This is a genomic window from Hoeflea sp. CAU 1731, from assembly GCF_039888615.1.
Lineage (GTDB): Bacteria > Pseudomonadota > Alphaproteobacteria > Rhizobiales > Rhizobiaceae > Flavimaribacter.
The window spans coordinates 296157-319107 of sequence record NZ_JBDQQS010000005.1 but is presented as its reverse complement, the minus strand read 5'-3'; the positions used below and the strand labels follow the sequence as shown (position 1 = coordinate 319107).

The window sequence follows — 22951 nt, the reverse complement described above, 5'->3', positions numbered from 1 at the left end:
CGGGCGGCTTGATCATCGGGTATTGCCGGATCAGCTTGTCGCGGATCTTGGGCGCGCCCCAGGATGAATGCTCGCGCTTGAGACCGAGGATGCAGCGCTCGATCTGGACGGGAAGCCTGTTGGCCTGGCGATAGGGCCGCCGCGAACGGTCGTACAAACCGTCCAGGCCACATTCCTTGTAGCGATCGTAAATCTTGTAACCGGTCACCCGCGATATGCCGAACTCCCGGCAAAGCGACGCCATCTGCTCGCCTTCAAGCAGTCGGGCTATGAATTTGAGACGTTCATCCATTGGTCTACACTCTTTCCAAGGCATTCGGGCTCCCCCAAATGCGCGTTGTGTAAACCATGTGTCCGGAATGAAATGTCAGCTATCTCTCGATAAGCTCACTCATTGATAATAAAAGTACTTTCTGCTCTATCCATCGTCTTTCATTCCAAGGTTTGACACATCAGTTAGTCCGGTTTGACAAGTTTTGTCCTCCGTCTGTTCACCTCGGCGTCGAATTCCGAGATGACTGCCGTCATCTTTTTGGCCTTGTTGGCGCGCCTCGAATAATGCCGGGCCATCTCGATCGTTTTCTGGCCGAGCATGTCGGCGATCGTGCGCTCGTCGTATCCCATCTCGCTCAGGATCGTCGCCACGGTGTGCCGAAGCCCTTTGAGGGTCAGACCTTTTCTGACCCTGTTTTCCTTTTCGAGTTCCATGCGGACCGGCCGCCATGAGGATCGGAAGCCCGATACGGTCCAGGGCCTGCCCCAGCTGTTCGCACAGAGTGTCACGGCGTCATGTCTGGGAGTTGTGCGAAGAATAGTTTTCACAGGCTCAGGGAGCGGAAACCAGACCGGTTCACCGGTCTTGCCGCGTTTTGCGTCGATGAAACCATCCTTGACTGCGTTGCGGGGCAGAAGAATTGCATCTTGCGGATCGAGACCGCAGTACATCATCAAAACCACCGGCAGCAGCATATGGTCGGGAAGGGCTGAAAGAACTGCGTCCCGCTCATCACCCGCCCATGGCCGGTTTGCATCCAGAGCACCACGTGGCTTCCGTATTCCCCGAATTTTGTATGCCGGATTTTCTTTCAGGTAACCGCGCTCCCGACCCCACGAGAACAGAAGGGACAGGACGGTCTTGATGTAATTGCCAAATCGCCGACCCTTTTGTTCGGCTGCGCGATCCCGGATTTTTACGACGAGCGGAGATGTAAATTTGGAAAGCGGTGTATCTGCAATCGGCTGAAGATAATCGAAGCATCGCTGATAGTCCCGCTGGGTCCTGGGTGAAAGATCCGTGAATGCCTGATGCGCCCGATATCGAGAGATCAGCATTCCAAGGCTTCCCGGCCTGGCCTGATCACCTTTTTGCATCAATGCTGAAATCCGCTGACACTCAGCAAAAAACTCGACAGATCCGATCGGGTATTTCTGAAGATCGATCGCTTTGTTTGTGGCGCGGTGATAGCAGCGCGGCTTCCCATGGCGATCCTTGAAGATCTTGAAGCCTTTGACGCGGACAAGAGTCATGCACGCAGCCTTCCAAGAATAGCCTCGTCTTCGTTTGGCTGACCGGATTTCAGACCATCCAGCCAATTGTCGAGATCCTGCATATCGTAGAGTTTTCGTCCGCTTGGCATCAGGACCGGCACTGCCCCGCACTCGCTCGAGAAGAGTTTGACGGGCAAGCCGCAATATTCTGCCGCCTCGCGAGTGGACAGCATTCGCCGGGGTGAAAGTCGGACGTTCAGTGTTGCGCTTGCCACGGTTCAAATTCCTTCAAGTAAATTGTTCGCGCGGTCGGAAATATGAAAGCCGACAACGCTTTAGTCACATGCTGTGCAGTCTGTTGAAAAATGAGTGCCGTGTAATATGGGAGACACGATCTTTGATTGAGATACGATCGGTTCTGCGTTTATGGCTGCGCAACTGCCAACCCGCGGCTGCTGCTGCAGAACTCGAAAGACATCTTATAATCTGGCAGAACAAACAGGGTCTGATCATTCACCCTCCTCACGATGCCAGGCAGCGGCAATATCTCCAAAGAGGGTGGCCTCTATCAGATTGACCTGCCTGAAGCGGGAGGAGGCGACTGATGCGCTGCGACCGCCATAATCGCAGTTCAAGATCAGGAGCGTCTCGGAAGCAGGACCGCCATATCCCTCATCGAATTCGAATATGATTCTTCCGGTAAATTCCTGTCGATCGAAACTTACCGAGGTATCCCTGTATCCAGCAAAGGCACTGTCATCCGAAAACCAATGCGGATTATCGATTGCCTCATGGAGCAGCATTTGAAGCGCGTCCAGGAAACTGTGAGATTTTAGAAGGATATCGAGTCTTCCCGGCAATTTTCGCCCGCCTTCCTCAACTATCGAATATCGGTCGATCTCCATGTCCCACCCCCGTTCGATGATCTCCTTCGCATAAAGAGCCGGTGCTTCTGACAGAATCATCAACAGCAGGTTGGCAATGTCTTCGACCGTGGGGCGGGGAGAATTCGGCGAACGGGTTTCCCGGGTGAACAGCTTGTTCTCCCGCAGTCGACGTACTTTTAATTCAATTTCACCGGCAGGAATGCCGGTAGACGCGTGCAACGCGGCAATAAGTTCTTTTGATCGCAATTTTCCGTACCCGATTCATGTATCCGATACATCTTCAAGAAAGTCAACGAATAAATGTATCGAATGCATAAGCGATTGAAACCCGACGCGGATAGTGGTCCGATCCGGTAGTCAGCTCGTCGGATTCGAATACTTACGATACCTCCGGTGGGGAAGATTGGGTCAAATTGCCAAAAGGCAGGGGCCGCGGTGTTTGGGTTCCGGTATCCTGGGGGACTTATTCGCTGAAACTGAGCCTAGTGACAGTCGGGGCCGAAAGAATTCATAAACAATGCGCTCCGTGGTCAGCTGCTGCTCGCGAGGTATTCTTTAGCGATCTCTTCGCGGCTAGCACGATCCGCAAGCATCAGGGTCAGCAGGAGGCGGGCCTTGTTTGCCTTCAGGCCAAAGGCGGGGATCAGTCCCCGCTCGATAAGTCGCAATTCCGACCCCTGAAAGTCACAACTCTTGACGTGAGTCTCACCCGCTGGCGGACCGCTGCAATATATCGTCGGAATCGCTTCAGCGATCTGTTTCAGGGCATCCAGATGACGTGAATTTACGTGACCCGCCCCGAACGCCTGAACGACGGCGCCCTCGTAGTCCGCATTCATGACATGCTCCAGAACGTCATTTGAGCCATCGAATATCAAAGGGATCAGCGCCACTTTCGGAACTCGAATGTTCACGTCCAAATCAAACTTGCGATGTTGCCGGCAGGGCTTGAGTGGAATCTGAACTCTATCTTCTGAAATATATCCGACGGGTCCCAGCGGGAGCGAAGTGAATGCCGAAACTGACGTTGAATGGGCTTTCTGAACAAACCGGGCGAGATGTATCTCATTGTTTATGACAACAACGACCCCACAATCCTTGGCACTGGAACAAGCCGCAACCTGAAGCGCGGCCAGCAAGTTCGCCGGTCCATCTTCGCCGGTTTTTCCAGAATGGCGCATCGCGCCTGTCATAACGACCGGGATGTCGACCCACAGCAAGCGATCGAGCAGAAAGGCCGTTTCCTCAAGCGTATCCGTCCCTTGCGTAACCACAACGCCCTTTGCGCCACTTTCCACTTCAGCGCGGATACGCGCCGCCAGTTCGACAATATCCAAAAACGCGAGATCGGCAGATCCAGTCTGACGAAAGGTCTCGGGCTTTATACTGGCTAATTGACCGGCTTCGGGAACGGCAAGCAGGATGCTCTCGGCATCAAGCTCCATTCTTGCCGGCTTTCCGGCAGAAGATGGGGCTGAAGCTATCGTGCCGCCCAACGCAAGAATCGTGATATCCGGCAGGGTCATATTCAATAAAGCGAATGCACCTTTCTTATCGGCGGTTGTCCGAGCACGCTATCGTTTTATTCAATCAGGCGATGCCCCGGTCAAACGGGTATTGCGAATCCGTTTCGAACGGAAATCGCGTCCTGAAGTCGCGCTGGATATTATGGCAAGTGTCGAAGGAAACGCCTGGTTTGCCGCCCATGTGTTCGATCAAGCGCTCCAGCATGAGCAGCACTTGCGGGCGACCCGAGACATCCGGATGAAGACAAATCGGGAAGGTTGCATAGTCGTATTCACGATAAACCCAGTCGAACTGGTCCCGCCACAGTTCCTCGATCTGCCGGGGATTTGTGAATCCGTAGCTGTTGGGAAAGGTCTTGATGAACATCATCGGCGGCAGATCATCCAGATACCAGTTGAAAGCCAGGCTGACGAGGTCGATTTCCTTGCCACGTGACACCGGCTTCATCCAATCCGCGGCCGGTTTGGAGTAATCGATCGGCGTCCAGTCGTCACCTGTCCTGGCATAGAAAGGCTGAAAATCATGCAGGACTTGCGTTCGGTCGTATTCGAAACCGTATTTCAGGAGAAGGTCGGTGGTAATCCGGGTCATCTCGCCCCATGGCGCAATGTAGCCGGTAGGTTTTCTGCCCGCATGTTTCTCGATCAGCGTGACCGATTTCTCAAGGACGGCTTCTTCCTGCTCGGGGTTCATCTCCCGCGGATTTTCATGGGAATAGCCATGGGCTCCTATCTCATGACCCGATTCGACCAGCATGTCGAACTGTTTGGGGAAACTTTCGATCGAATGGCCCGGCGTGAAAAAAGTCGACTTGATACCGTAGCGGTCGAAAAGCTTTATCAGGCGCGGCAGCCCGACCTCGCCTGCCCAGAAGCCCCGTTGGATATCCTGCAGCGAATCCTCTCCACCGTAGGAGCCGAGCCAGCCCGCAATCGCATCGACGTCGACGCCGAAAGTTACCTTGATATCCTTCATGACAGTCTCCTTTTCTCATTCGTATCGCTGACTGGAATCACATTTCCACTGCAGCTGTATCGGCTTGTTTCAGGAATTCGTTGACGTGCCGAGCCAGTTCTTCCGGACGCTCAAAATGCATGTAATGTTTCACGCCACCGATGATCCGCAGAAGTGATCCGGGGATCTGCCTGTGAAGCGCTTCAGACATGGCGGGGGTCGAACCCTCGTCCAATTCTCCGGTCATGATCAGTGTGGGGCAGGATATCCCGCTGACCTCATCGATGAGATCATTCTCGACGAGCACGCGGTAGCTCGACGCGTAGGGCGCATGCGGCGTACTCACGGTAATTCCCGCTTCGGCTTCAACCAGATCGTCATGCGATTCCAGGAACGCAGGTGTGAACCAGCGGACCGCTGTTGCTGGAGCCGTTTCATCGGGTAAATGGGTCGACAAAAACTCCAGTCGCTCGCGAGCCCGGATCTTCTGCTCTGGCGTGCGGTCAGCAATGGAGTTCAACAGTATAAGCGATTTCACGCATGATGGATGGTTCAGAGCCAGCTTTGCGGCGAACAGCGCTCCGATCGAAAATCCCAGTACATCAATTCGCTCAATCTCCAGTTCGTCCAACAATCGGCGGATATCGCAGACGAAATCTTCCAGACAGTATGGCGGTTCCGGGCTGTCCGAATATCCGTGTCCACGATAATCCGGCGCGATAATTGTTCCCGTGTGAAGATATGGAAGAAGACGCCGCCATGTATCGGCGGAACTGCCGACTCCGTGGAGCATCAAAAGAGGACCGGATCCGACTCTTTGCCCGGACGGGATTTCCAGATAGCTGATATGCGGCTGCGAGCGTGTGCGCCTGCGTATCGCAGTGCGTCCGGTCGCCTGCAGAAACTGCACAGCGTCGTGGGCAGGAGTGATAGCGGGCGCACGTTTACTCATGTCCGATCCGCCCTTCGCTGTCGCAGCCCCTGTATCACGACCGCGATCACAAGGACGGAACCCTGAACAATCTGCTGCCAGAACAACTCGAAGCGCAGTACCACCAGAAGATTGACCATGATGGTCAAAAGCAACGCGCCCATGGATGCGCCGAGCACGCCGCCCCGTCCGCCCGTGAATGCAACACCTCCAACGATGACAGCCGCCATCGAGTTGAGGTTGTAATTGGCGCCCAATGTGTTGTCGATGTATCCGACGTAGCCGCTGAGCAAGACACCGGCGAGCGTCGCCATCGCACCGGTGGCGAGATAGGTGGACATGATGACGATCTTGACCGGAATCCCAGCATGGCGAGCGGCCACCCGATTGGTTCCGACAGCGTAAAGCCATCTGCCCCAGCTTGTGAAATTCAACGCGATGAAGAACAGGGCCAGTAGCGCCAGCCACAGGATTATGGCGATGGGAATGCCCGACACAGAACCAGCCCCTAGGCCAATGACCCAGTCCGGCGCAGATCCGGCGGATTGACCGCGCGAATAGGCGAGCCTGGCTCCATCGATGACGATCAGCATCGCGAATGTTGCAACAAAAGGCGGAACCCCTCGCCAGACAATCAGCAGACCGTTGGCGACGCCGGCGGCAATTGCCAGCGCCAGGCACTGCAGGATCATCAATCCATAGTCGCCTGACAGGCTGGCCTGCGAAACGAGCACCGCGGCGAAGGTCATAGTCGCCGCGACAGACATGTCCAGGCCACGGCCGATAACGACAGTGGTCTGACCCAGGACGACGATGCCGAGTATCGCAGTCTGGATAAGAACGGCTCGAAGATTACCGAAATTGAAAAAGGCTGGAGCAAAAACCGTCGCAATCATCAGACAGACAATGATTGCCGAAAAGGCTGCATAGCGCGAAAGCCAGTCGAACGCATAGGCAGCGCGATCCATGCGGCGGCGATCAAGATTTGCGGGACGTGTTTCCAGGGCTTCGGTCAAACATTCTTCTCCGAACGATTGATCGCCACCGCAAGGACGACGATCAGACCCAGCGCAAGATCACGGAAGTAGGGGCTGATTTGAAACAGGTCGAACACATTGGAGATGATGGAAATCAGGAGCACTGCGCCCAGAACGCCGACAAGCGAACCACGCCCGCCATAGAGGCTGACGCCGCCTATTGCTGCTGCGACGATTGAGCGGAACTCAAGGCCCAACGCCATGTTCGGGTTTCCGACACCAGACCGTGTCAGCAGGAATATCCCAGCTGCGGCAGCCATCAGACCTGAAATCATGTAGCTGAACATGACAACACGCTCGCCATTCAGTCCCGAAAGGCGAGCGACCGTCGGCGACCCGCCCACCGCATAGACGGAACGACCGAATCGGGTGCGCGCCAGAATCCACCAGGCGATCATCCAAATCAGCGCCATTGCGAATACAGCCAGCGGCACGCCCCATAATCGCATTTCATATATTTGCAGAAGCGAAAACGGGATCAGGCCCGTCGGTCCGTCAGTGATGGCAAGGGCGGCCCCGTAAAGGATGCCCATCATGCCGAGCGTGAGAATAAATGGCTGGGCGCTGAACCGGGTGACCAGAGCTCCATTGGCAAGGCCAATCGCGGCGCCAGCCGCCAGTCCGAGAGTCAACACCAGGTAGGGAGGCAGAATATCCCATGTCAGGACGACGGCAGTGGCGAGACCTACCACACGCGCTATCATCCCCACCGACATGTCGATCCCGCCCGCCAGCATGACAAAGAGCTGGCCAATGGTCACAAGACCGAGCACAATCGACTGTCGAAGGACATCCGTAATGTTTGAAAAAGTCCAGAACGTAGGAGAGTAGACCGCCGCTACGACCGTCACTATCGCAGTAAGCCCGTATATTATGAGTACGGCGGCTTGCCGACGCGCCCAGCTAACCCATCGGTCTGCGTCTCGCCATGATTGCGATATCGGTTGTTGCTGTTCGGTCGTTGCCATCAGCAGGCGGCCTCCAGCACCGGTTTCCGCCCCGGTTCGGGCGCGATGGTGGCCGCGCGAATAATCGCCTCCTCACTCGCCTGCTTGCGCGTAAGGTCCTCGACAAGCCGGCCCTGGTGGAACACCAGAATTCGATCGCATACGCCAAGCAGTTCCGTCACATCCGATGAGGCGATCAGGATTGCAGCACCGCTCTCGGCCAGTTTTTCAATGAGGGCATAGATTTCCGCTTTTGCGCCGACGTCCACTCCACGCGTCGGCTCGTCAAGAACAACAACTTTCGGATCGCGTGACAGCCAGCGGGCTAGCACCACCTTTTGCTGATTGCCACCGCTCAGCTTCGCTATGTCCAGCGCCGGATTGGCTGGACGGATATCGAAATCCACCATCGACCGGCCAACGAATCGAGTTTCACGCGCGAATGAAAGGAAGAAAGCCGTTTTCAGCCGGTCGAGCGCGGAGATTGTGAGATTAAAGGCGAGCGAGCGCCCCGCAAATATTCCCTGCAACTTGCGATCCTCGGGCACCATGACCAGGCCAGCGGCAGCACATTGGCGCGGACTTGCGGGCACTGGATCTCCGTCCATCTCTACAGTTCCGTCGGATCGGGTCTCCAGTCCGACAAGCGCCCGGCAAAGGGTCGTTTTTCCACTGCCGCCCAAACCGGCAATGCCGACTATTTCACCGCGCGAAACGGAAATCGAAACGTCGAAGATCTTTCCCGTTACGGTAAGCCCATCCACCCGAAACAACTCTTTTTCGCCGGGGGCTGCGCGGTCCGGGAAAAAATCCACGAGATCTCGCCCGATCATGGCGTGAATCAGCGAATCATGGTCCCATTCCTCAGCATCTGCCGTACGAATCCGTTCGCCATCCTTGAAAACGGTTATGCGGTCGGCCAGCGAAAGCACCTCGTCCAGCCTGTGGGAGATGTAAATGACGGATCGACCGTCATCGCGCAAACGTCTCACCACACGGTGCAATTGGTCCAGCTCTTCGCCGGCGAGAACGGTCGAAGGTTCGTCCATGATGATGATGCGGAAGTTCATTGCGAGAGCCTTGCCGATCTCGACCATCTGCTGCTCCGCCACGCTCAATTCTCCCACGAGCCGATTCGGATCAATCGATGAGCCAAGCTGGGCAAGGATCTGTCGCGACGCCTCGTACGCCCGCCGAGGCGAGTAGCTTCCGAAGCGGTCACCCGGCAATTGGCCGATGAACATATTCTCCGCAATTGTCAGATCGGGAAGCAGGTTGAATTCCTGGTAGACAACCGCAATACCCAATTGCTGGGCCCGGTGCGTCGTGAGTGCTCGAACGTGTTCGCCCGCGATCTCAATTTCGCCTGTGTCCGGCGTATATGCGCCGGAGATGATCTTGATGAACGTCGATTTACCGGCGCCATTCTCGCCGGCCAGGGCGTGAACCTCACCCGGCATCAGATCAAAATCCACATGGTTCAGGGCAGTTACGCCTGAGAATGTTTTGTTCACACCGCGCAACTGGAGGAGCGGCGCCTGATCAATTGGCGCCGCCTTGCAGTTTTTTTCGTTTCCGCTCGTCACTGACGACCGAATCCGACTTCAATATAATAGTCGATCGGAGCGACAGGCGGTCCGCTGAAATCGTCCTTCAGCTCAGGGATGTAGAACTCGGCCGCGTTTTCCTCGGTGACGACGGTCTCGGGGATCTGAACGAATTTCATCACCTCTTCGCCACGCAGGATCTTCATGCCCGTCTCGAAACACGATTGCGCTTCGAGCGCGGCCGGCTGTGGCCAGGAAGTGAATTCGACTTCATGCTCGATGGCGAGTCTCAGCCAGCCGTTCAACGGAACAACAGCGCCGTATTTCGGCTGTTCCCGGCCGGCTTCCTCGAAGGCCAGAAGCGCACCGATCGCGCCTTCCGACCCTCCGGCGAAAACACCATCAATATCCGGATTGGCCGCCAGCATTGCAGTCGCTTTTTCCTTGGATGTCGGAATGGACCAGTTGGCGTATTCGTTTGCAACGACCTCGATGCCGGGATATTCGGCAAAAACCTCTTCGCCGGCTTCCTTCCAGGCTTCAGCGGCATGAACACCCGGTATGCCATTGATCATGATGACTTTGCCCTTACCGTCGAGATCTTCCGCAAGCGCTTTCGCGGTCTCGAATCCGACCCGATAGAGATCGACGTCCGAATACGCGACATAGGGCTTACCTTCCACTCCGTCCGAACACGATACGACGGGAATCCCGGCAGCCATGGCGCGCGCGACAGGTGCAGCCAGCGCCGCCGAGCTGAGCGGTTGCAGAAGAATCAGGTCCGGCTTCACATTGATCATGTTTTCCATCGCCGAGATCTGACGGTCGACATCAGCATTGATGGACGGAACGATCAGCTCCTCGACGTCGCCGTCCTGGTCGGCGAGCCAGCGTATGGTGGATTCCTGGGTTAACCCCCACCCGTTGATCGGCCCCTGCGTCAGCGCTGCGATCGTGTAGGGCGGCTCCTTCTTCCATTGACTGGTGTCAACCGACGTCTTGGCGTCTTCGGCAAGATCGAGGGTTGTTCCCTTTGACATTGTATCGTCAGCCGCGTTTGCCGGAATAAGGCTTGCGGCGATGAAGACGGACAGCGCTGCTCCGGCAGCGGTGAATGCTTTTGGTCTAACTTGCATCAACTGTTCTCTCCTGTGGGCAGCAGCGCTTTTCCATCGCTCTCTGCAGGCTGGATTGGACAAGACCGGATTACACCGCTCTTGTATGGTACAGACTAAGAATACGCGCCATATCTTGTATGTCAATGGAGTCCGTTAATTTGCAAATTTAAATCATACGCACTGTGCATTTTTCACAGAAATCTCCAAAATATGCCTATTTATATTGCTTCTTGCCCGATATTTCGCCATTGTGAAATTCGGTGATTGCCAGCTCTGTTGTATGCATCAAGGATATTGCCGATCTATCTCGATAGGTCTATACCATACAACAGCGGGTCATTACCGCGTATAGGGAGCAAGGGATTGAAGAAGAAAAAAAATCAGAAAACCATTACCGACGACATCAGAAGCCGTATTGCGCGGGGCGTCTATATCCCCGGATCCGCACTGTCGGAGGCAGCCTTGGCGGAAGAATTCGAAGTCAGCCGAACTCCGATACGCGAAGCACTGAAGCAGTTGCAGGCGGAAGGTCTGGTTGTCGTTCGCCCGCGCGTCGGGACTTTCGTATTCGCGCCCACGCGACTCGAGGTCAACGAACTGTTCGAGGTCAAGGAGATTCTGGAAGGCGCCGCAGCCAGACTATTTGCCAATCGCGGAAACATACCGGAACTGGAATTGCTCAAGGAAAATGTGCGCAAATCCGAACATGCCGTCGCAAATCAGGATCTCGATCAGTACGTTGAATTGGTCCACGAATATCATGACCTGATCATGCGCGGGGCCGGCAACTCTAAACTGATGCACCTCTATCACACTTTGATGAACCAATTGCTGCATTCGCAATTCGTCCATCTTACTGTTCGCAGTTCCGGCCGTGCGCCACAGTCCGATCATGAACACCACAGCATTCTCGAGGTGATAGAGGCCCGCGACGGCAACACAGCCGAGCGCCTGATGCGCGATCACGTACGCGCCAGCCACCAGGCTCTCATGGAAGTCCTCGAATTTTCCGGACAGGGCAGCCTGCTCAATGCCGCCTCTTCGCCGGCGCCTGAGGCTCTGACCGATTTCGACCTGAATGGTCCGGACAACAAACAGGATGAAGCAGTAAAATGAGCACATCGGACGAAACGGGAAATTTCGCGGGGTATTCGATTCGCAAATGGTTTACCCAGCGCGAGGAAACCCTTCTTAACGAGACAGGCAAGCCCGCAGATGGAGAGCCAGTTGTTAAAGCAGTGATTGCGGCAGCGATCCGAAACCCTTATGCCGGCCGCTACAGCGAGGATTTGAGCGATATCATTGATCGCTCCGACAAGTTGGGCGAGGAATTCGGCCGCAGGGCCAATGCCCTGCTCTTCGGAGAAACCGTCGAGAGCTACGGCAAAGCCTGCCTGGTCGGGATGGATGGCGAGTACGAACACGGAAACGCTTTCTTGACCACATTCGGCGCCAATCCGGTCAGGGAGTCGATTGGCGGCGGCAAGGCCTGGGTGCCGTCAACCGGAAAAATCGGCGCCCCGGGCGCCACAATCGATATTCCGCTGGCATTCAAGGACGCGCTTTATGTCCGTTCCCACTACGACACCATCAGCACCATGTTTTCGGACGCGCCGCGGCGCGACGAAATTTTGGTGATCTGGGCGTTCGCGACACGCGGAAGACTTCACGCCCGGCTTGGCGGCCTGCAGCGTGAGGACGTTCGCGGAATGGATGGGTTGACCTGATCATGCGGCTCGAAGGACGCACAGCTGTCATAACCGGGGCGGCCGCTGGAATCGGGCGGGCAATCGCGCTTCGGTTCGGACGCGAGGGCGCTCGCGTTCTTGTCGCAGACCTTGCAGCAACTCCGACCGGCTCCACGCCGGATTATATGCCGACCCACGAGATGATTTCCAATGAAGGCGGCGTTTCCGGATTCCACCGGGCCGATGTTACGAACGAGGAGGATGTCTCTGCCTTGTTCGACCAGGTCAGAAAAACGTTGGGCCGTATAGATATAGTGGTCAGCAACGCCGGCGTCTTTCGGGGCCATCCTATTATGGAAACAGGCGCTGAAAGCTGGGACGCCGACATGGACGTCAACCTTCGAAGTCATTACCTCGTCAATCGCGCGGCAATAACAGGAATGCTTAATCAGGAAGCAAGAAGCGAAATTCGTGGCCGCATCATCAACATGGCGTCACAGCTCGGTATCACCGCGCCGCCCGGCCATTTGAGCTATGCGGTGGCGAAAGCCGGAATTGCCCATATGACGCGACAACTGGCCGTGGATTATGCACGCAAAGGGATCATTGTGAACGCCTTGGCGCCCGGTCGCATCATCACGGGCCGTCAGCCGGGTGAAGCAGATTATCTGGCGCACGGCGCCGTCGACGCGGCTACCGAATATTCCCTGGCGAGAACGCCATATCCCCGCCTGGGCCGGCCGGAAGATGTGGCCGGAGCAGCGCTCTTTCTGGCCTCGGACGACTGCAGTTTCGTGTCCGGACATGTGCTCGCAGTCGATGGCGGCTGGACCGCTTATTGAGCCAATGACGGCAGAAAGGAATCATGAGATGTTCGATCTGCGTGGACAGACAGCAATTGTCACTGGCGCGGCCTCCGGAATCGGGGCGGCCACGACGCGCCGATTGGCGCGCGCCGGAGCCAATCTTGTTCTTGCCGTGCATTCTCCGGACGGTCACAACGCCGATGCCGTTCTTGAAGATGTCCGCAAGGTCGATGCAAAGGCAATCCTTGTGGAAACAGATGTCACGTCGACGGAGTCGGTCAACAATCTGGTTGCCAGGGCTCTTTCCACTTATGGACGGGTTGATATTGCCGTTGCAAATGCGGCGATCGCGCGCCGACATTCCGTCGCCGAACTGGATGACGACGCCTGGAGAACGACATTGAATGTCAATCTGCATGGGGTCTGGCGCCTTTTCCGGGCTGTCTTGCCACACATGTCCGAACGCGGATACGGGCGTCTTCTGGCGACATCGTCAGTTGCCGGTCCGTTCGAAGCATGGGAAGAGCATGTTCACTACTCGGCCGCAAAATCGGGTATCGTGGGAATGATCCGCTCACTGGCGGCTGAAGTCGGCCCATCGGGAATAACGGTCAATGCAGTGGCTCCCGGAATAATCGAAACGCCGCAGACGCTGGACGATGTGAACTCCCTCGGTTCTGCAGGAATCGAGAAAACCGCAAATGTCCAGCCAATTCGAAGGAAAGGCGCTCCTGAAGATATCGCCGCGGCTTTCCATTATCTGTCCAGTCCGGATGCTGGTTTCGTGACGGGGCACCTTTTGCTGGTTGATGGCGGACGCACACTTTTGAGTGCATAGGATTCGTAAAGAATGTGCACGCACATGCGGATTCCATTAGCACTTCATTTTCCGATGTCACCGTTTTGCGGAATGCCCGCACTATGGGACCCGCGACTGGAGTGAGGGCGAATTCGAGCCTGGCTGCTTTGGGGCCGGAAAGAGACCTTCGGGATTCTGATCAACTCTAAGGCAAAGCAGACATTCAAAATACTCCGCGCTGTTCGGATTGCGGCACGGATGAATCGGCGAAAACGTGCCAAGTTTCACCGTTCTGACTCTGTCTGGGAGTCAACGATTATCAATAGCGAGCTAAAAATAGTTCCATGCTAAGAATGGCCGGAGACCATGACGCGTAAATCAATCAGTTCTTGTAAGTCCTCTCCGGCAATAAAGCGGCGCGCGTTCTCAGTAACCGTATCAGCAATGCGCTCATAACTCTTTCGACTGCCACCGCCGCCGACATGGGGGGAAATTATGACGTTCGGCGTTGCCCAGAGTGGGTGGTCGGCGGGTACGGGTTCCGGTTCGGTCACATCCAGACCTGCGCCACCAAGCATCCCGTTTTGCAGAGCGTCCATCAGAGCTTCGGTGTCGATCAGTCCACCGCGACCGACATTGATGATCCATGAATCCGGCTTGCAGGCGGCGAGCGTCTCCCGGTTGATGATCTGGTGTGTCGCATCGTTCAAAGGAAGACAGAGAATGATCGCGTCCGCCCGTTTGAGAGCCGGCTTGAGATCATCCATTCCCACGATTTCGTCCGCCATTTCATCCGGCGTCGGTGTCCGCCGCATTCCGATGACGTGCATGTTGAAGGCCTTTGCCCGTCGCGCGACCTCACGCCCGATGGACCCGAACCCCGCAACAAGAACCGTGGAGCCGTCCAGGCTTTTTACCGGAGTTTGCGTATTGCGCTCCCAGGTCCGTCGCATCTGGTTTTGGACATTTTCGTGCAAGCGGCGGGAGAGCGACAGCAGCAGCGCCATCGCATGCTCGGCGACGGGAACTGCAAGCGCGCCGCCGTTTCCCGTGACGATCACCCCGTCCGGAACACCAAAGGCGACGAGACCGTCATAGCCAGCGGAGGTCAGTTGTATCCAGCGCAGGTCTTTCGCCTTCTCCCTCACCGCTCGGGCAATTTCAACGCTGTAATGCGCTTCTCCGCCCGGCATGATCAGTGCGTCCGCACCGTCCAGCTTGCTTGCGATCTCTTCCAGACGATCAACGGTGACAAGATCCAGGCCTTCCAACCCGGCCAGCCTGCCATTGATCAGATCGCGGGCGATCAGCGGAAAGGATACGATGCGCGACAAATGGGCCTCCAGGTCAGTTTGTCAGCACATGAGCCCGCAGTCGGTCCTCGTCGATCTCGACGCCGATTCCAGGCCCCTCCAAGGGGCGCACTGTGCCGTCATCTTCGATCTCGTAGGGCTTTGTGCCGATGTCATGATGCAGGGGATTGGCGGCCGACGCGTCAGCCTCGAACCAGCCGGGATTGTCGATGGCCGAGAGCAGATGGATGCTGGCCGCATAGTTCAGACTCGTGGAGGCGCTGTGCGGCGACAGCGGCACGTGCCGCGCAGACGCCATTGAGGCGATGCGCAAAGCTTCGGTGATGCCGCCGCACTTCGACAGGTCCGGCTGCACGTGAGCAATCGCATCGATATTCAGAAGCTCGTGAAAATCATAGCGCGTAAAATGGTTCTCCCCTGCGGCTAACGCGATATTTGCGAAGTGTCCGGCGCGTCGGTAGGCGGCGAGGTTGTGCGGAGGAAAGGGTTCTTCCAGCCACAGAAAGCCCATCTCGGCGAACCGGGGCGCGGCGATCCGGCAGTCCTCAAGGGAATAGAGCGTATTGGCGTCTATCATCAGGCTCACGGAGTCTGGCAGGCTTTCCCGCACTTTACGGGCGCGGGCGATATCCATGTCCAGCGTGTCGCCGGCCCTCAGCTTGAGCGCCCGAAAGCCCTGTTCCACGAGACCAAGCGCCTCTTCGGCCAGCTTTTCCGGCGGCTCGAAGCCGAGGGAGAGACCTCCGGCATATGCTTTTACCTTGCTGGACCGGCCTCCCAGCAACCGGTAGAGCGGCAGGCTGGCGGCTTTGCCGCGGATGTCCCAAAGCGCCATGTCTATGCCGCTCAATCCGATGGTGAAACCGGCGTCGGCTCCGGACGTCTTTATGCACGACCTATAGACCTTGTCCCAAATAGCATTAACGGCGGAGGCGTCCTCGCCGACAACGAGATCGCCAAGCGTGCGGTTGATCAGGGTCGCGATGGCCTGTGTCGAACGCGCGTTCATCGCCTCGCCCCAACCCACAATCCCGTCACGCGTCGTCACCTTGACGACGACGGCCGACCGAAATCCGGCGAAACGGAATGGTCCCGCGCGAAAGGAATAATCGGCGGGCAGCGGCATGGCGACCGGCAAGGCCTCCACAGATTCGACAATCATCGCATCAGTTCCCCGTGGCATTGGCGCGAACGGCGTCCTCGTTGACCTCTATGCCCCAGCCCGGGCCGTCCGGCACCAGAAGGTGACCGTTTTCGACCATTGGCCGCGTGTGGAACAGTTCGTCGTTCCATGGCGGCTGGTCGAAATCCATTTCGACATAGCGATAGTTGGGAATTGCTGCGCACATATGCGCGCTCATCATCAGAGCCAGATGGCTGGTGAAGGCATGGGAACTCACTCCGATATCGAATGCGTCGGCCAGATCGGCGATCTTGACGGACTCGAAAATGCCGTTCCACATGACATCGATTATCGCGACATCGACCGCTCTTTTTTCGAGAAACGGTCGATACATCTCGCGATGGTAACACGTCTCCAGCGAAGCAATCGGCGTGCGCACCGATCGCCGGATATCGCAAACCGCTTCGGGATCGGGCAAGTCCAGTTCCAGCCAGGCGAGATCGACCGGCTCGAGCGCCTGCGCCAGCCTGATGCAATCGGAAGGTCTGAAATTCGACAGGATGTCGAGCATGATAGCCGTGTTCTTTCCCGCCCCTTCTCGCAACGCGGAAAGTTGGTCGACCGCAGCAGTCAGCACCGGTTGCGGCAGATCCCGTTCAGGGTGGCCTGGTCCGACCCCGAACCCGCCAAAATAGACAAACGGTTTCGGCGCGTCGAATATCACGATATTTGTCTTCAACGCTCCGACGCCCTTGTCGACGACTTCTCTGCCGAGACCGGCGAAGTCCCCGGCCGATTGCACCGGTCGGGCGCCATACAATTCCGGCGTCGAAATGCGGTAGGTTCCGCAGTGTGACCAGTAGACCCGGAGGCGGTCGCGGATCGCGCCTCCGAGGAGTTCGTACACCGGAACGCCCAGCGCTTTTGCCTTGATGTCGATGCAGGCGTTCTCGATCGCGGCGTAGGCGAGCGCATTCAGCCCGCCGGACACGACGCGGGATTTTGCCTTGAACATCGCAGACAGACGCCCGGTGGCGCGGGGGTCCTCGCCGATGAGCCCGGGAGCGATCTCACGGATCAGGGCGGTGAGCCCTTTCGATCCGATGAACTCGCTGAACTCGGACCATCCTGTCACGCCCTCGTCCGTCGTGATTTTCAGGAACGAGATCGTCTTCCTGCCTCCGCTGGCGTGAAGATCCTCAATGCCGGTTATGCGCATCTGGCTTCCTTCTGGCGTTGGGGCCGACCTACTGGCCGACCTCGATGTCGTTGATGCGCAGCCAGGCGCCGCCGGACGTCCGGGGGATGCCCTGATAGGACACCTCCGGCTTCATGGCGAAAACGGAGACGCTGGACCACATCGGAATGTAGATAACGTTGTCGTAGAGCGCCCTGATCCCCTCCCGGATCAGTTCGCCGCGTTCCTCGTCATCCATCGTCACACGGCCCTTGACGATTGGCTCGGTGACCCCTTCCTGGTTGTGTATCGAGAAAGGCGAACTCGTCGCAAAGGAAAGGCCAATCGAATAGGCTGCTTCCGGGGTGCTGGCGATCGTCAAGGGATGCAGGCCGACCATCATGGCGTCCGGATTGTTGTGCAGTTCACGCAGCATCTCGACCGACTTGAGCTGGTCGAGACCCTGCAGTTCCACATCGATGCCGATGGGCTTGAGAAAAAGCGCGATCGCTTCGGCCGTTTCCTTGATCCCGGAGTAGCCTCCCGACATGTAGTACATCGGCATGGTGAACCCGTCCGGATAGCCGGCGTCCGCAAGCAACTGTTTTGCGGCGGCAGGATCGAACTCCGGCAGCTTGAGGTCGGGATCGTAGCCGATTTCGTCGGGCCCAAGCGCAGGAAACCGGTTGGGAACGCCGCCCAGCAGTCCATCCACGATGGCGTTTCCGTCAATTGCTTTCGAGATCGCCTGTCTCACCCGTATGTCGGACCAGGGCGCCTTCGGATTGAGGGTGTGGAAATAAACGGCAAGCGTCGGATGAACCGGCACTCCGGAGGTCTTGTAACCGTCGCCCTCGAGTGGCTTCACCGATTCCATGGGAGCGTGCATGATGAGATCAGCCTCGCCGGAACGCAACTTGGCGACGCGTGTCTGGTCATCCTTGATGAACTCTATGCGCGCCTTCTTGATTTCCGGAGCGCCGTCCCAATAATCGTCGAAGGCTTCCAGATCGATATATTCTCCGAATTTGTATCCGGCGAATTTATAGGGACCGGTCCCGATCGGATTTTGCGTGAATACTTCTTCCCCGGCTTCGTCGAAATGTTTCTTGGACGCAATAAGCAGGCTTCTTTGCCTCAGAAATCCCGGCGTGGGCTCCTTGAAGACGAAGCGGATCGTCTGATCGTCGACGATCTCGATATGGTCGAAGCTCGCCATTTGTCGCGCGTAGAACTTGTTGAGTTCGGCCTGACGTTCCTGGCTGAACTTGATATCCTCGGCCGTCAGGGGATCTCCGTTGTGGAATTTGACGCCTGGCTTGATCTTGAATTCTATGACCTTGCCGTCTTCCAGAATTGTCCAGTCGGCCATCCCGGGAACCGGGTCGCCATTGGCGTCGGCTGCGATCAACGGCTCGTTTATGTTGGTCATCGTACCGAGGACGAGCGGAGGAAGACGGGTTTTCAGGGCGTCCAGCGTGTCCGGCTCGATCGGCGTTGCGATGGAAAATGTATCGTCGGATTGCGCCTGAGCGGCGTTCGGCGCAACCGCCATCAGCGTGAGGCCCAGGGCGACGGCGGTATTGAATAACAGCTTTTTCACTTCAGTTCTCCTCCATGGTTTGGCTTTTCGATAGCGAAACGGCATTCGGCCATATGCTCGCCGTTGATCATCAGGTTGGCCGGCGACTCAACACCGCAGCGTTCGACGGCGATCGGGCAGCGGGTCCGGAAACGGCAACCGGACGGGATATCGAGAGGCGACGGTACTTCGCCTTCCAGTTCGATGCGTTGATGGTGCGCGCGCGGATGTTCAGGAAGCACCGCAGAAAACAGCGCCTTTGTGTAGGGATGACGGGGATTGGCGACGATTTCCCTGGCGGGTCCGATTTCGACGATACGACCCAGATACATCACGGCGATGCGGGTGCATATGCGCGAAACCACCGGGAGATCGTGGGAGATCAGGAGGTAGCTCAGCCCGAGGTTCCGTTGCAGATCCTTGAGAAGATTCAGGATCTGCGCTCTAACCGACAGATCCAGCGCAGACACGGGCTCGTCGAGGACGAGGAGTTTCGGGTTGAGGGAAATTCCACGCGCGATGGCGATGCGTTGGCGCTGGCCGCCGCTGAATTCATGCGGATAGCGTTCCATCCAGGCGGGATTCAATCCGACCTTGTCGAAGAGATCGGCGACACGCGCGTCTGTTTCACGCGACGATAGGCCGCCGTTTACGATCATCGGCTCCGCGACGATCTGCCCGGCGGTCATACGTGGACTGAGCGAACTGAACGGGTCCTGGAACACAGCCTGTACCTGCCTGCGATACCGGGAGAGATTGCGTCCGCGGGCGTCGTGAACCTGCTGTCCGAGGAAGCTGATGCGACCTGTGGAAACGTCATGGAGTTTCAGAATCAAGCGGGCGAGAGTGGACTTCCCGCATCCCGACTCGCCAACCAGACCAAGAGTTTCTCCCGATCTTACGGTCAGGTCGACGCCGTCGACGGCGCGGATCGAGCGGCGCGGCGCAAACGGACTGCGACGAACGGAAAAATGCTTCGCAACGTCCTCCAGCTGCAGAATGTCGCCATTGACCGTCATGTCGCCGCCTCCGAATAGAGCCAGCAAGAGGCAGCGCCGGAACCGACGGCGAATTCCGGCGGATCTTCATCGGCGCATATCGGCATCTTGTGCGGGCAGCGCGGGGCGAACGGGCAGCCTTCGATCGGCTCCGAGAGGTCGGGCGGACTGCCCTCGATCGTAACAAAATGGTCTCCGCCATCCGTATCGGACAGGTTCACCAGCTTGAGCAGCGCTTGCGTGTAGGGATGTAGCGGCGTGTCGAACGCCGCCTCGACAGGCGCTTTTTCCACGGCGCGCCCGGCGTACATGACCAGAATGTCGTCGCAAAGACGCGCCGCGACGCCGAAATCGTGCGTGACGATAATCAGCGACAGATCCCGGCTTTTCTTAAGGCTGTCGAGCAAATCAAGATATTGCGCCTGGACAGTGGGGTCGAGCGCTGTCGTTGGTTCATCCGCGATCACCAGTTCCGGATCAGCCGCTAGTGCAATAGCCCCGACAACACGCTGCAGCATGCCGCCGGACAGTTCGTGCGGATACTGGCGCAGGCGCGTTTCCGGCGACGAAATCGAAAACTGGCGAAGGAGTTCGAGCATGCGCTCGCGCAGCGGCCCGCCCGATAGTCCTTTGTGCTTCCTCAACGGTTCGGAAAGCTGGTCGCCGATGGTGAAAAGCGGATCGAGGGTCATCATCGGATCCTGGAAGATCATGGCGATCCGGGTTCCGCGAAGCTTGGCCATTTCGCCTTCGCGAAGGGCGAGAAGATCGACGCCTTCGAGTTCTATGCACCCTCCGACCGTCCGCGCGGATCTTGGCAGCAGCCTGATGATGGAATAGGCGGTCATCGATTTGCCGCAACCCGATTCCCCGACGATCCCGAGTATTCTGCCGCGTTCCAGACGAAACGAGACTCCGTTCACGGCGCGCACCACCCGACCGCTTCGCCTTGAGGTTATCTCCGTGCGCAAATTGTCGACATGCAGAAATGCTGGTGGATCCTGCGACACGGTCGTCGTTCGTTTCGCCTGGGAGTCGATCATGTTCACTGGTATCGGATCCTGGGGTCGACGACGCCGAAGGCGACGTCAATCGACAGGTTGAGCAGTATGAGAAAGACCGAGGTGAGAATGACCGCCGCCTGTATCACCGGATAATCCCGGCCAACGACGGATTCCACGACCAGACTGCCGAGACCCGGCCAGTTGAAAACCGTCTCGATGATCACGGCGCCGCCGATCAGGTTGGCGAGCAACACGCCACAAAGCGCAAGCACCGGAATGATCGCGTTGCGCAACATGTGCTTCCACAGGATGAGCCTGGCCGACAGACCTTTGGAGCTCAGAAACCGGACGTAATCCATATCCAGCTGCTCCAGCAGCGAAGACCGGGTTACCCGCATGATGGCGGCTATGCCGAACAGGGCAAGGGTAAAGGCCGGGAGTATGAGGTGGCTGAAACCGCCTCTGCCACTGCTTGGCAACCATTGCAGTTTCACAGCGAAAAGCAGGATAAGCATCAGGCCGATCCAGAAATTCGGCATTGATTGTCCGAGCACGGCGACGGATCGAATGGTCCAGTCGGAAACAGAGTTGCGCCGAAGCGCAGCAAGCACGCCCAGCGGAATACCGACGACGATCGAGATGAAAAACGCCGAGAGGGTCAATTGAACGGTCGCCGGAATGCGCGCAACGACGAGGTCCATCGCCGGGACCTGATATTTGATCGACTCACCGAAATCCCCGTGAAAGACCGCCGCCACGAAGCGCATGAACTGGACCCAGAGAGGTTGATCGAGACCGAGGCTCTGGCGAATGTTTCTGATATCCTGTTCCGTGGCGTCGACAGGAAGGAGCAGAAAGGTCACATCGCCTGACAGGCGAGCGCATACGAACACGATGATGGACACGCCGACGATCGTAATGACTGCAAGAAACAGGCGCTTGACGATAAACGACCCCATGTCAGCGGACCTTCGGATCGAGCGCGTCGCGCAGCCAGTCGCCCAGCAGATTGGCGCCAAGCACGGTTGCCGTAATGGCGAACCCCGGGAAGGCCGCAAGCCACCACGCGGTCGAAAGCAGGCTGCGGCCATCGCTGATCATCAGTCCCCAGGCAGACGAAGGCGGCTGAATGCCGATCCCGATATAGGTGATTGCGGCTTCGAGGATCAGCGCCCGACCGAGCTGCAAGGTAACGAGCACGACAATAGTTGCCTGGAGATTTGGCAGGATGTGGCGGGTGAGAATTCGCAGATGGCTGCAATCGGCGACCTTCGCCAGTTCGACGAAGCCGCGTTCTTTCAAAGACAGCGTTTCGCCGCGGACAACGCGGGCGTAGTCCGCCCAGAACGTGATCGCGATCGCCGCCACCACCGTCGTGACGCCCGCTCCGATCGCCGAGCCGATGAGAATCGTCAGCAGAATGGCCGGCACGGACATTTTGACGTCGACAATCCGCATGATGATGTTGTCGGTGACGCCACCGAAGTAGCCGGCGGCCAGTCCCGCCGCCACGCCGACCAGCGCGGCGAGAAACACGCCGAAGATCGCAACGATCAGGGCGACCCTCGCCCCTTCGATCAGGCGACTGAGAAGATCGCGTCCGAACTGATCGGTGCCAAGGAGGTGATTTGCGGTCCCGCCCTCAAGCCAGACCGGCGGTTTCAATCGCGCGGCGAAGTCGATCGCGGTCGGTTCGTGGGGCCACATCCACGGGCCGAACAGCCCCCACACCATCACCGGCGCCAACAGGATTATCGGAATCCACGGGACCTTGCCGACATGCGAAAAGAGCGCGCCCCATCGGTACTGCGCACGAACATGTCCGGTATTTTCCAGGCTGGAAATGGCGCTCCTCCTCCAACAAGCCCGCCAAGAACAATATTTATTCACGAGAACGCCAATTTCTACTGCTTACTTCCCGATGTACTAGAGACGAAAACTACCTTAAGTAGCGCAATCACTTCCTATCATTTTGTTTAACATCACAATAAGCAGTAAGCATGCGGATGTCTCCAGATAATTCTG

At 57.3% G+C, this 22951-nt stretch carries 23 protein-coding genes; 4 read left to right on the top strand and 19 right to left on the bottom strand.

All coding sequences use genetic code 11. From position 1 onward, the window contains the following. From AAFN47_RS11105 to AAFN47_RS11055, 11 genes are all read right to left on the bottom strand, one after another. Positions 1-316, bottom strand: a 316-nt coding sequence (locus tag AAFN47_RS11105) for a helix-turn-helix domain-containing protein (RefSeq protein WP_499809281.1), incomplete at its 3' end; no start/stop codon positions are given. Positions 317-456: 140 nt separating this feature from the next. Continuing rightward, on the bottom strand, positions 457-1332 hold the full coding sequence (locus tag AAFN47_RS11100; RefSeq protein WP_499809280.1) for a tyrosine-type recombinase/integrase: 876 nt from the start codon (positions 1330-1332) through the stop codon (positions 457-459). 191 nt (positions 1333-1523) lie between these two features. Then, the gene (locus AAFN47_RS11095; RefSeq protein WP_499809279.1) at positions 1524-1763 is read right to left on the bottom strand and encodes a hypothetical protein; all 240 of its coding nucleotides are present in this window, start codon (positions 1761-1763) and stop codon (positions 1524-1526) included. 234 nt (positions 1764-1997) lie between these two features. After that, complete coding sequence (locus tag AAFN47_RS11090) at positions 1998-2621, bottom strand: hypothetical protein (protein WP_499809278.1); 624 nt, start codon at positions 2619-2621, stop codon at positions 1998-2000. A 284-nt stretch (positions 2622-2905) separates the two neighbouring features. Continuing rightward, complete coding sequence (locus AAFN47_RS11085) at positions 2906-3901, bottom strand: asparaginase (RefSeq protein ID WP_499809295.1); 996 nt, start codon at positions 3899-3901, stop codon at positions 2906-2908. 64 nt (positions 3902-3965) lie between these two features. Next, the gene (locus AAFN47_RS11080; RefSeq protein ID WP_499809277.1) at positions 3966-4877 is read right to left on the bottom strand and encodes a polysaccharide deacetylase family protein; all 912 of its coding nucleotides are present in this window, start codon (positions 4875-4877) and stop codon (positions 3966-3968) included. A gap of 37 nt (positions 4878-4914) precedes the next feature. Then, positions 4915-5649, bottom strand: coding sequence for an alpha/beta fold hydrolase (locus AAFN47_RS11075; protein ID WP_499809294.1), 735 nt, complete (start codon positions 5647-5649; stop codon positions 4915-4917). Positions 5650-5804: 155 nt separating this feature from the next. Then, positions 5805-6803 carry an ABC transporter permease gene (locus tag AAFN47_RS11070; RefSeq protein WP_499809276.1) on the bottom strand — a complete coding sequence of 333 codons (999 nt, stop codon included), beginning with the start codon at positions 6801-6803 and terminating at the stop codon, positions 5805-5807. After that, the gene (locus tag AAFN47_RS11065; RefSeq protein ID WP_499809275.1) at positions 6800-7792 is read right to left on the bottom strand and encodes an ABC transporter permease; all 993 of its coding nucleotides are present in this window, start codon (positions 7790-7792) and stop codon (positions 6800-6802) included. Before AAFN47_RS11065 ends, AAFN47_RS11070 begins: the two co-directional genes overlap by 4 nt. Continuing rightward, on the bottom strand, positions 7792-9246 hold the full coding sequence (locus AAFN47_RS11060) for a sugar ABC transporter ATP-binding protein (protein WP_499809293.1): 1455 nt from the start codon (positions 9244-9246) through the stop codon (positions 7792-7794). The genes AAFN47_RS11065 and AAFN47_RS11060 overlap by 1 nt, the downstream gene beginning before the upstream one ends. 107 nt (positions 9247-9353) lie before the next feature. Further along, positions 9354-10454 carry a substrate-binding domain-containing protein gene (locus AAFN47_RS11055; RefSeq protein WP_499809274.1) on the bottom strand — a complete coding sequence of 367 codons (1101 nt, stop codon included), beginning with the start codon at positions 10452-10454 and terminating at the stop codon, positions 9354-9356. 345 nt (positions 10455-10799) lie between these two features. Here AAFN47_RS11055 and AAFN47_RS11050 point away from each other — a divergent pair, with 345 nt between their 5' ends. Genes AAFN47_RS11050 through AAFN47_RS11035 form a run of 4 tightly spaced genes read left to right on the top strand, consistent with a single transcriptional unit; the run spans position 10800 to position 13768 of the window. After that, positions 10800-11552 (top strand): GntR family transcriptional regulator, encoded by a 753-nt coding sequence (locus AAFN47_RS11050; RefSeq protein ID WP_499809273.1) that lies wholly within the window; start codon positions 10800-10802, stop codon positions 11550-11552. After that, complete coding sequence (locus tag AAFN47_RS11045) at positions 11549-12163, top strand: amino acid synthesis family protein (RefSeq protein ID WP_499809272.1); 615 nt, start codon at positions 11549-11551, stop codon at positions 12161-12163. Before AAFN47_RS11050 ends, AAFN47_RS11045 begins: the two co-directional genes overlap by 4 nt. 2 nt (positions 12164-12165) lie before the next feature. Next, positions 12166-12966, top strand: a complete 801-nt coding sequence (locus tag AAFN47_RS11040) for an SDR family NAD(P)-dependent oxidoreductase (RefSeq protein ID WP_499809271.1) — start codon at positions 12166-12168, stop codon at positions 12964-12966. Between the two features lie 28 nt (positions 12967-12994). Continuing rightward, entirely contained in the window at positions 12995-13768 is a 774-nt protein-coding gene (locus tag AAFN47_RS11035; protein WP_499809270.1) for an SDR family NAD(P)-dependent oxidoreductase, read from the top strand. 308 nt (positions 13769-14076) lie between these two features. On the opposite strand, the gene AAFN47_RS11030 is transcribed toward AAFN47_RS11035, so the two are convergent. The 8 genes from AAFN47_RS11030 to AAFN47_RS10995 form a co-directional block, all read right to left on the bottom strand. Continuing rightward, a complete protein-coding gene (locus AAFN47_RS11030; protein ID WP_499809292.1) occupies positions 14077-15000 on the bottom strand; it encodes a D-2-hydroxyacid dehydrogenase in 924 nt (307 codons plus the stop codon). Between the two features lie 76 nt (positions 15001-15076). Further along, positions 15077-16204 carry a mandelate racemase/muconate lactonizing enzyme family protein gene (locus AAFN47_RS11025; protein ID WP_499809269.1) on the bottom strand — a complete coding sequence of 376 codons (1128 nt, stop codon included), beginning with the start codon at positions 16202-16204 and terminating at the stop codon, positions 15077-15079. Positions 16205-16208: 4 nt separating this feature from the next. Beyond that, a complete protein-coding gene (locus tag AAFN47_RS11020; RefSeq protein ID WP_499809268.1) occupies positions 16209-17384 on the bottom strand; it encodes a mandelate racemase/muconate lactonizing enzyme family protein in 1176 nt (391 codons plus the stop codon). A 28-nt stretch (positions 17385-17412) separates the two neighbouring features. Then, the gene (locus AAFN47_RS11015) at positions 17413-18945 is read right to left on the bottom strand and encodes an ABC transporter substrate-binding protein (protein ID WP_499809267.1); all 1533 of its coding nucleotides are present in this window, start codon (positions 18943-18945) and stop codon (positions 17413-17415) included. After that, positions 18942-19943, bottom strand: coding sequence for an ABC transporter ATP-binding protein (locus AAFN47_RS11010; protein ID WP_499809266.1), 1002 nt, complete (start codon positions 19941-19943; stop codon positions 18942-18944). The genes AAFN47_RS11015 and AAFN47_RS11010 overlap by 4 nt, the downstream gene beginning before the upstream one ends. Continuing rightward, positions 19940-20965, bottom strand: coding sequence for an ABC transporter ATP-binding protein (locus AAFN47_RS11005; protein WP_499809291.1), 1026 nt, complete (start codon positions 20963-20965; stop codon positions 19940-19942). The genes AAFN47_RS11010 and AAFN47_RS11005 overlap by 4 nt, the downstream gene beginning before the upstream one ends. Positions 20966-20967: 2 nt before the next feature. Further along, entirely contained in the window at positions 20968-21885 is a 918-nt protein-coding gene (locus AAFN47_RS11000; protein WP_499809265.1) for an ABC transporter permease, read from the bottom strand. 1 nt (position 21886) lies between these two features. Next, a complete protein-coding gene (locus tag AAFN47_RS10995) occupies positions 21887-22663 on the bottom strand; it encodes an ABC transporter permease (protein WP_499809290.1) in 777 nt (258 codons plus the stop codon). Positions 22664-22951 lie beyond the last annotated feature (288 nt).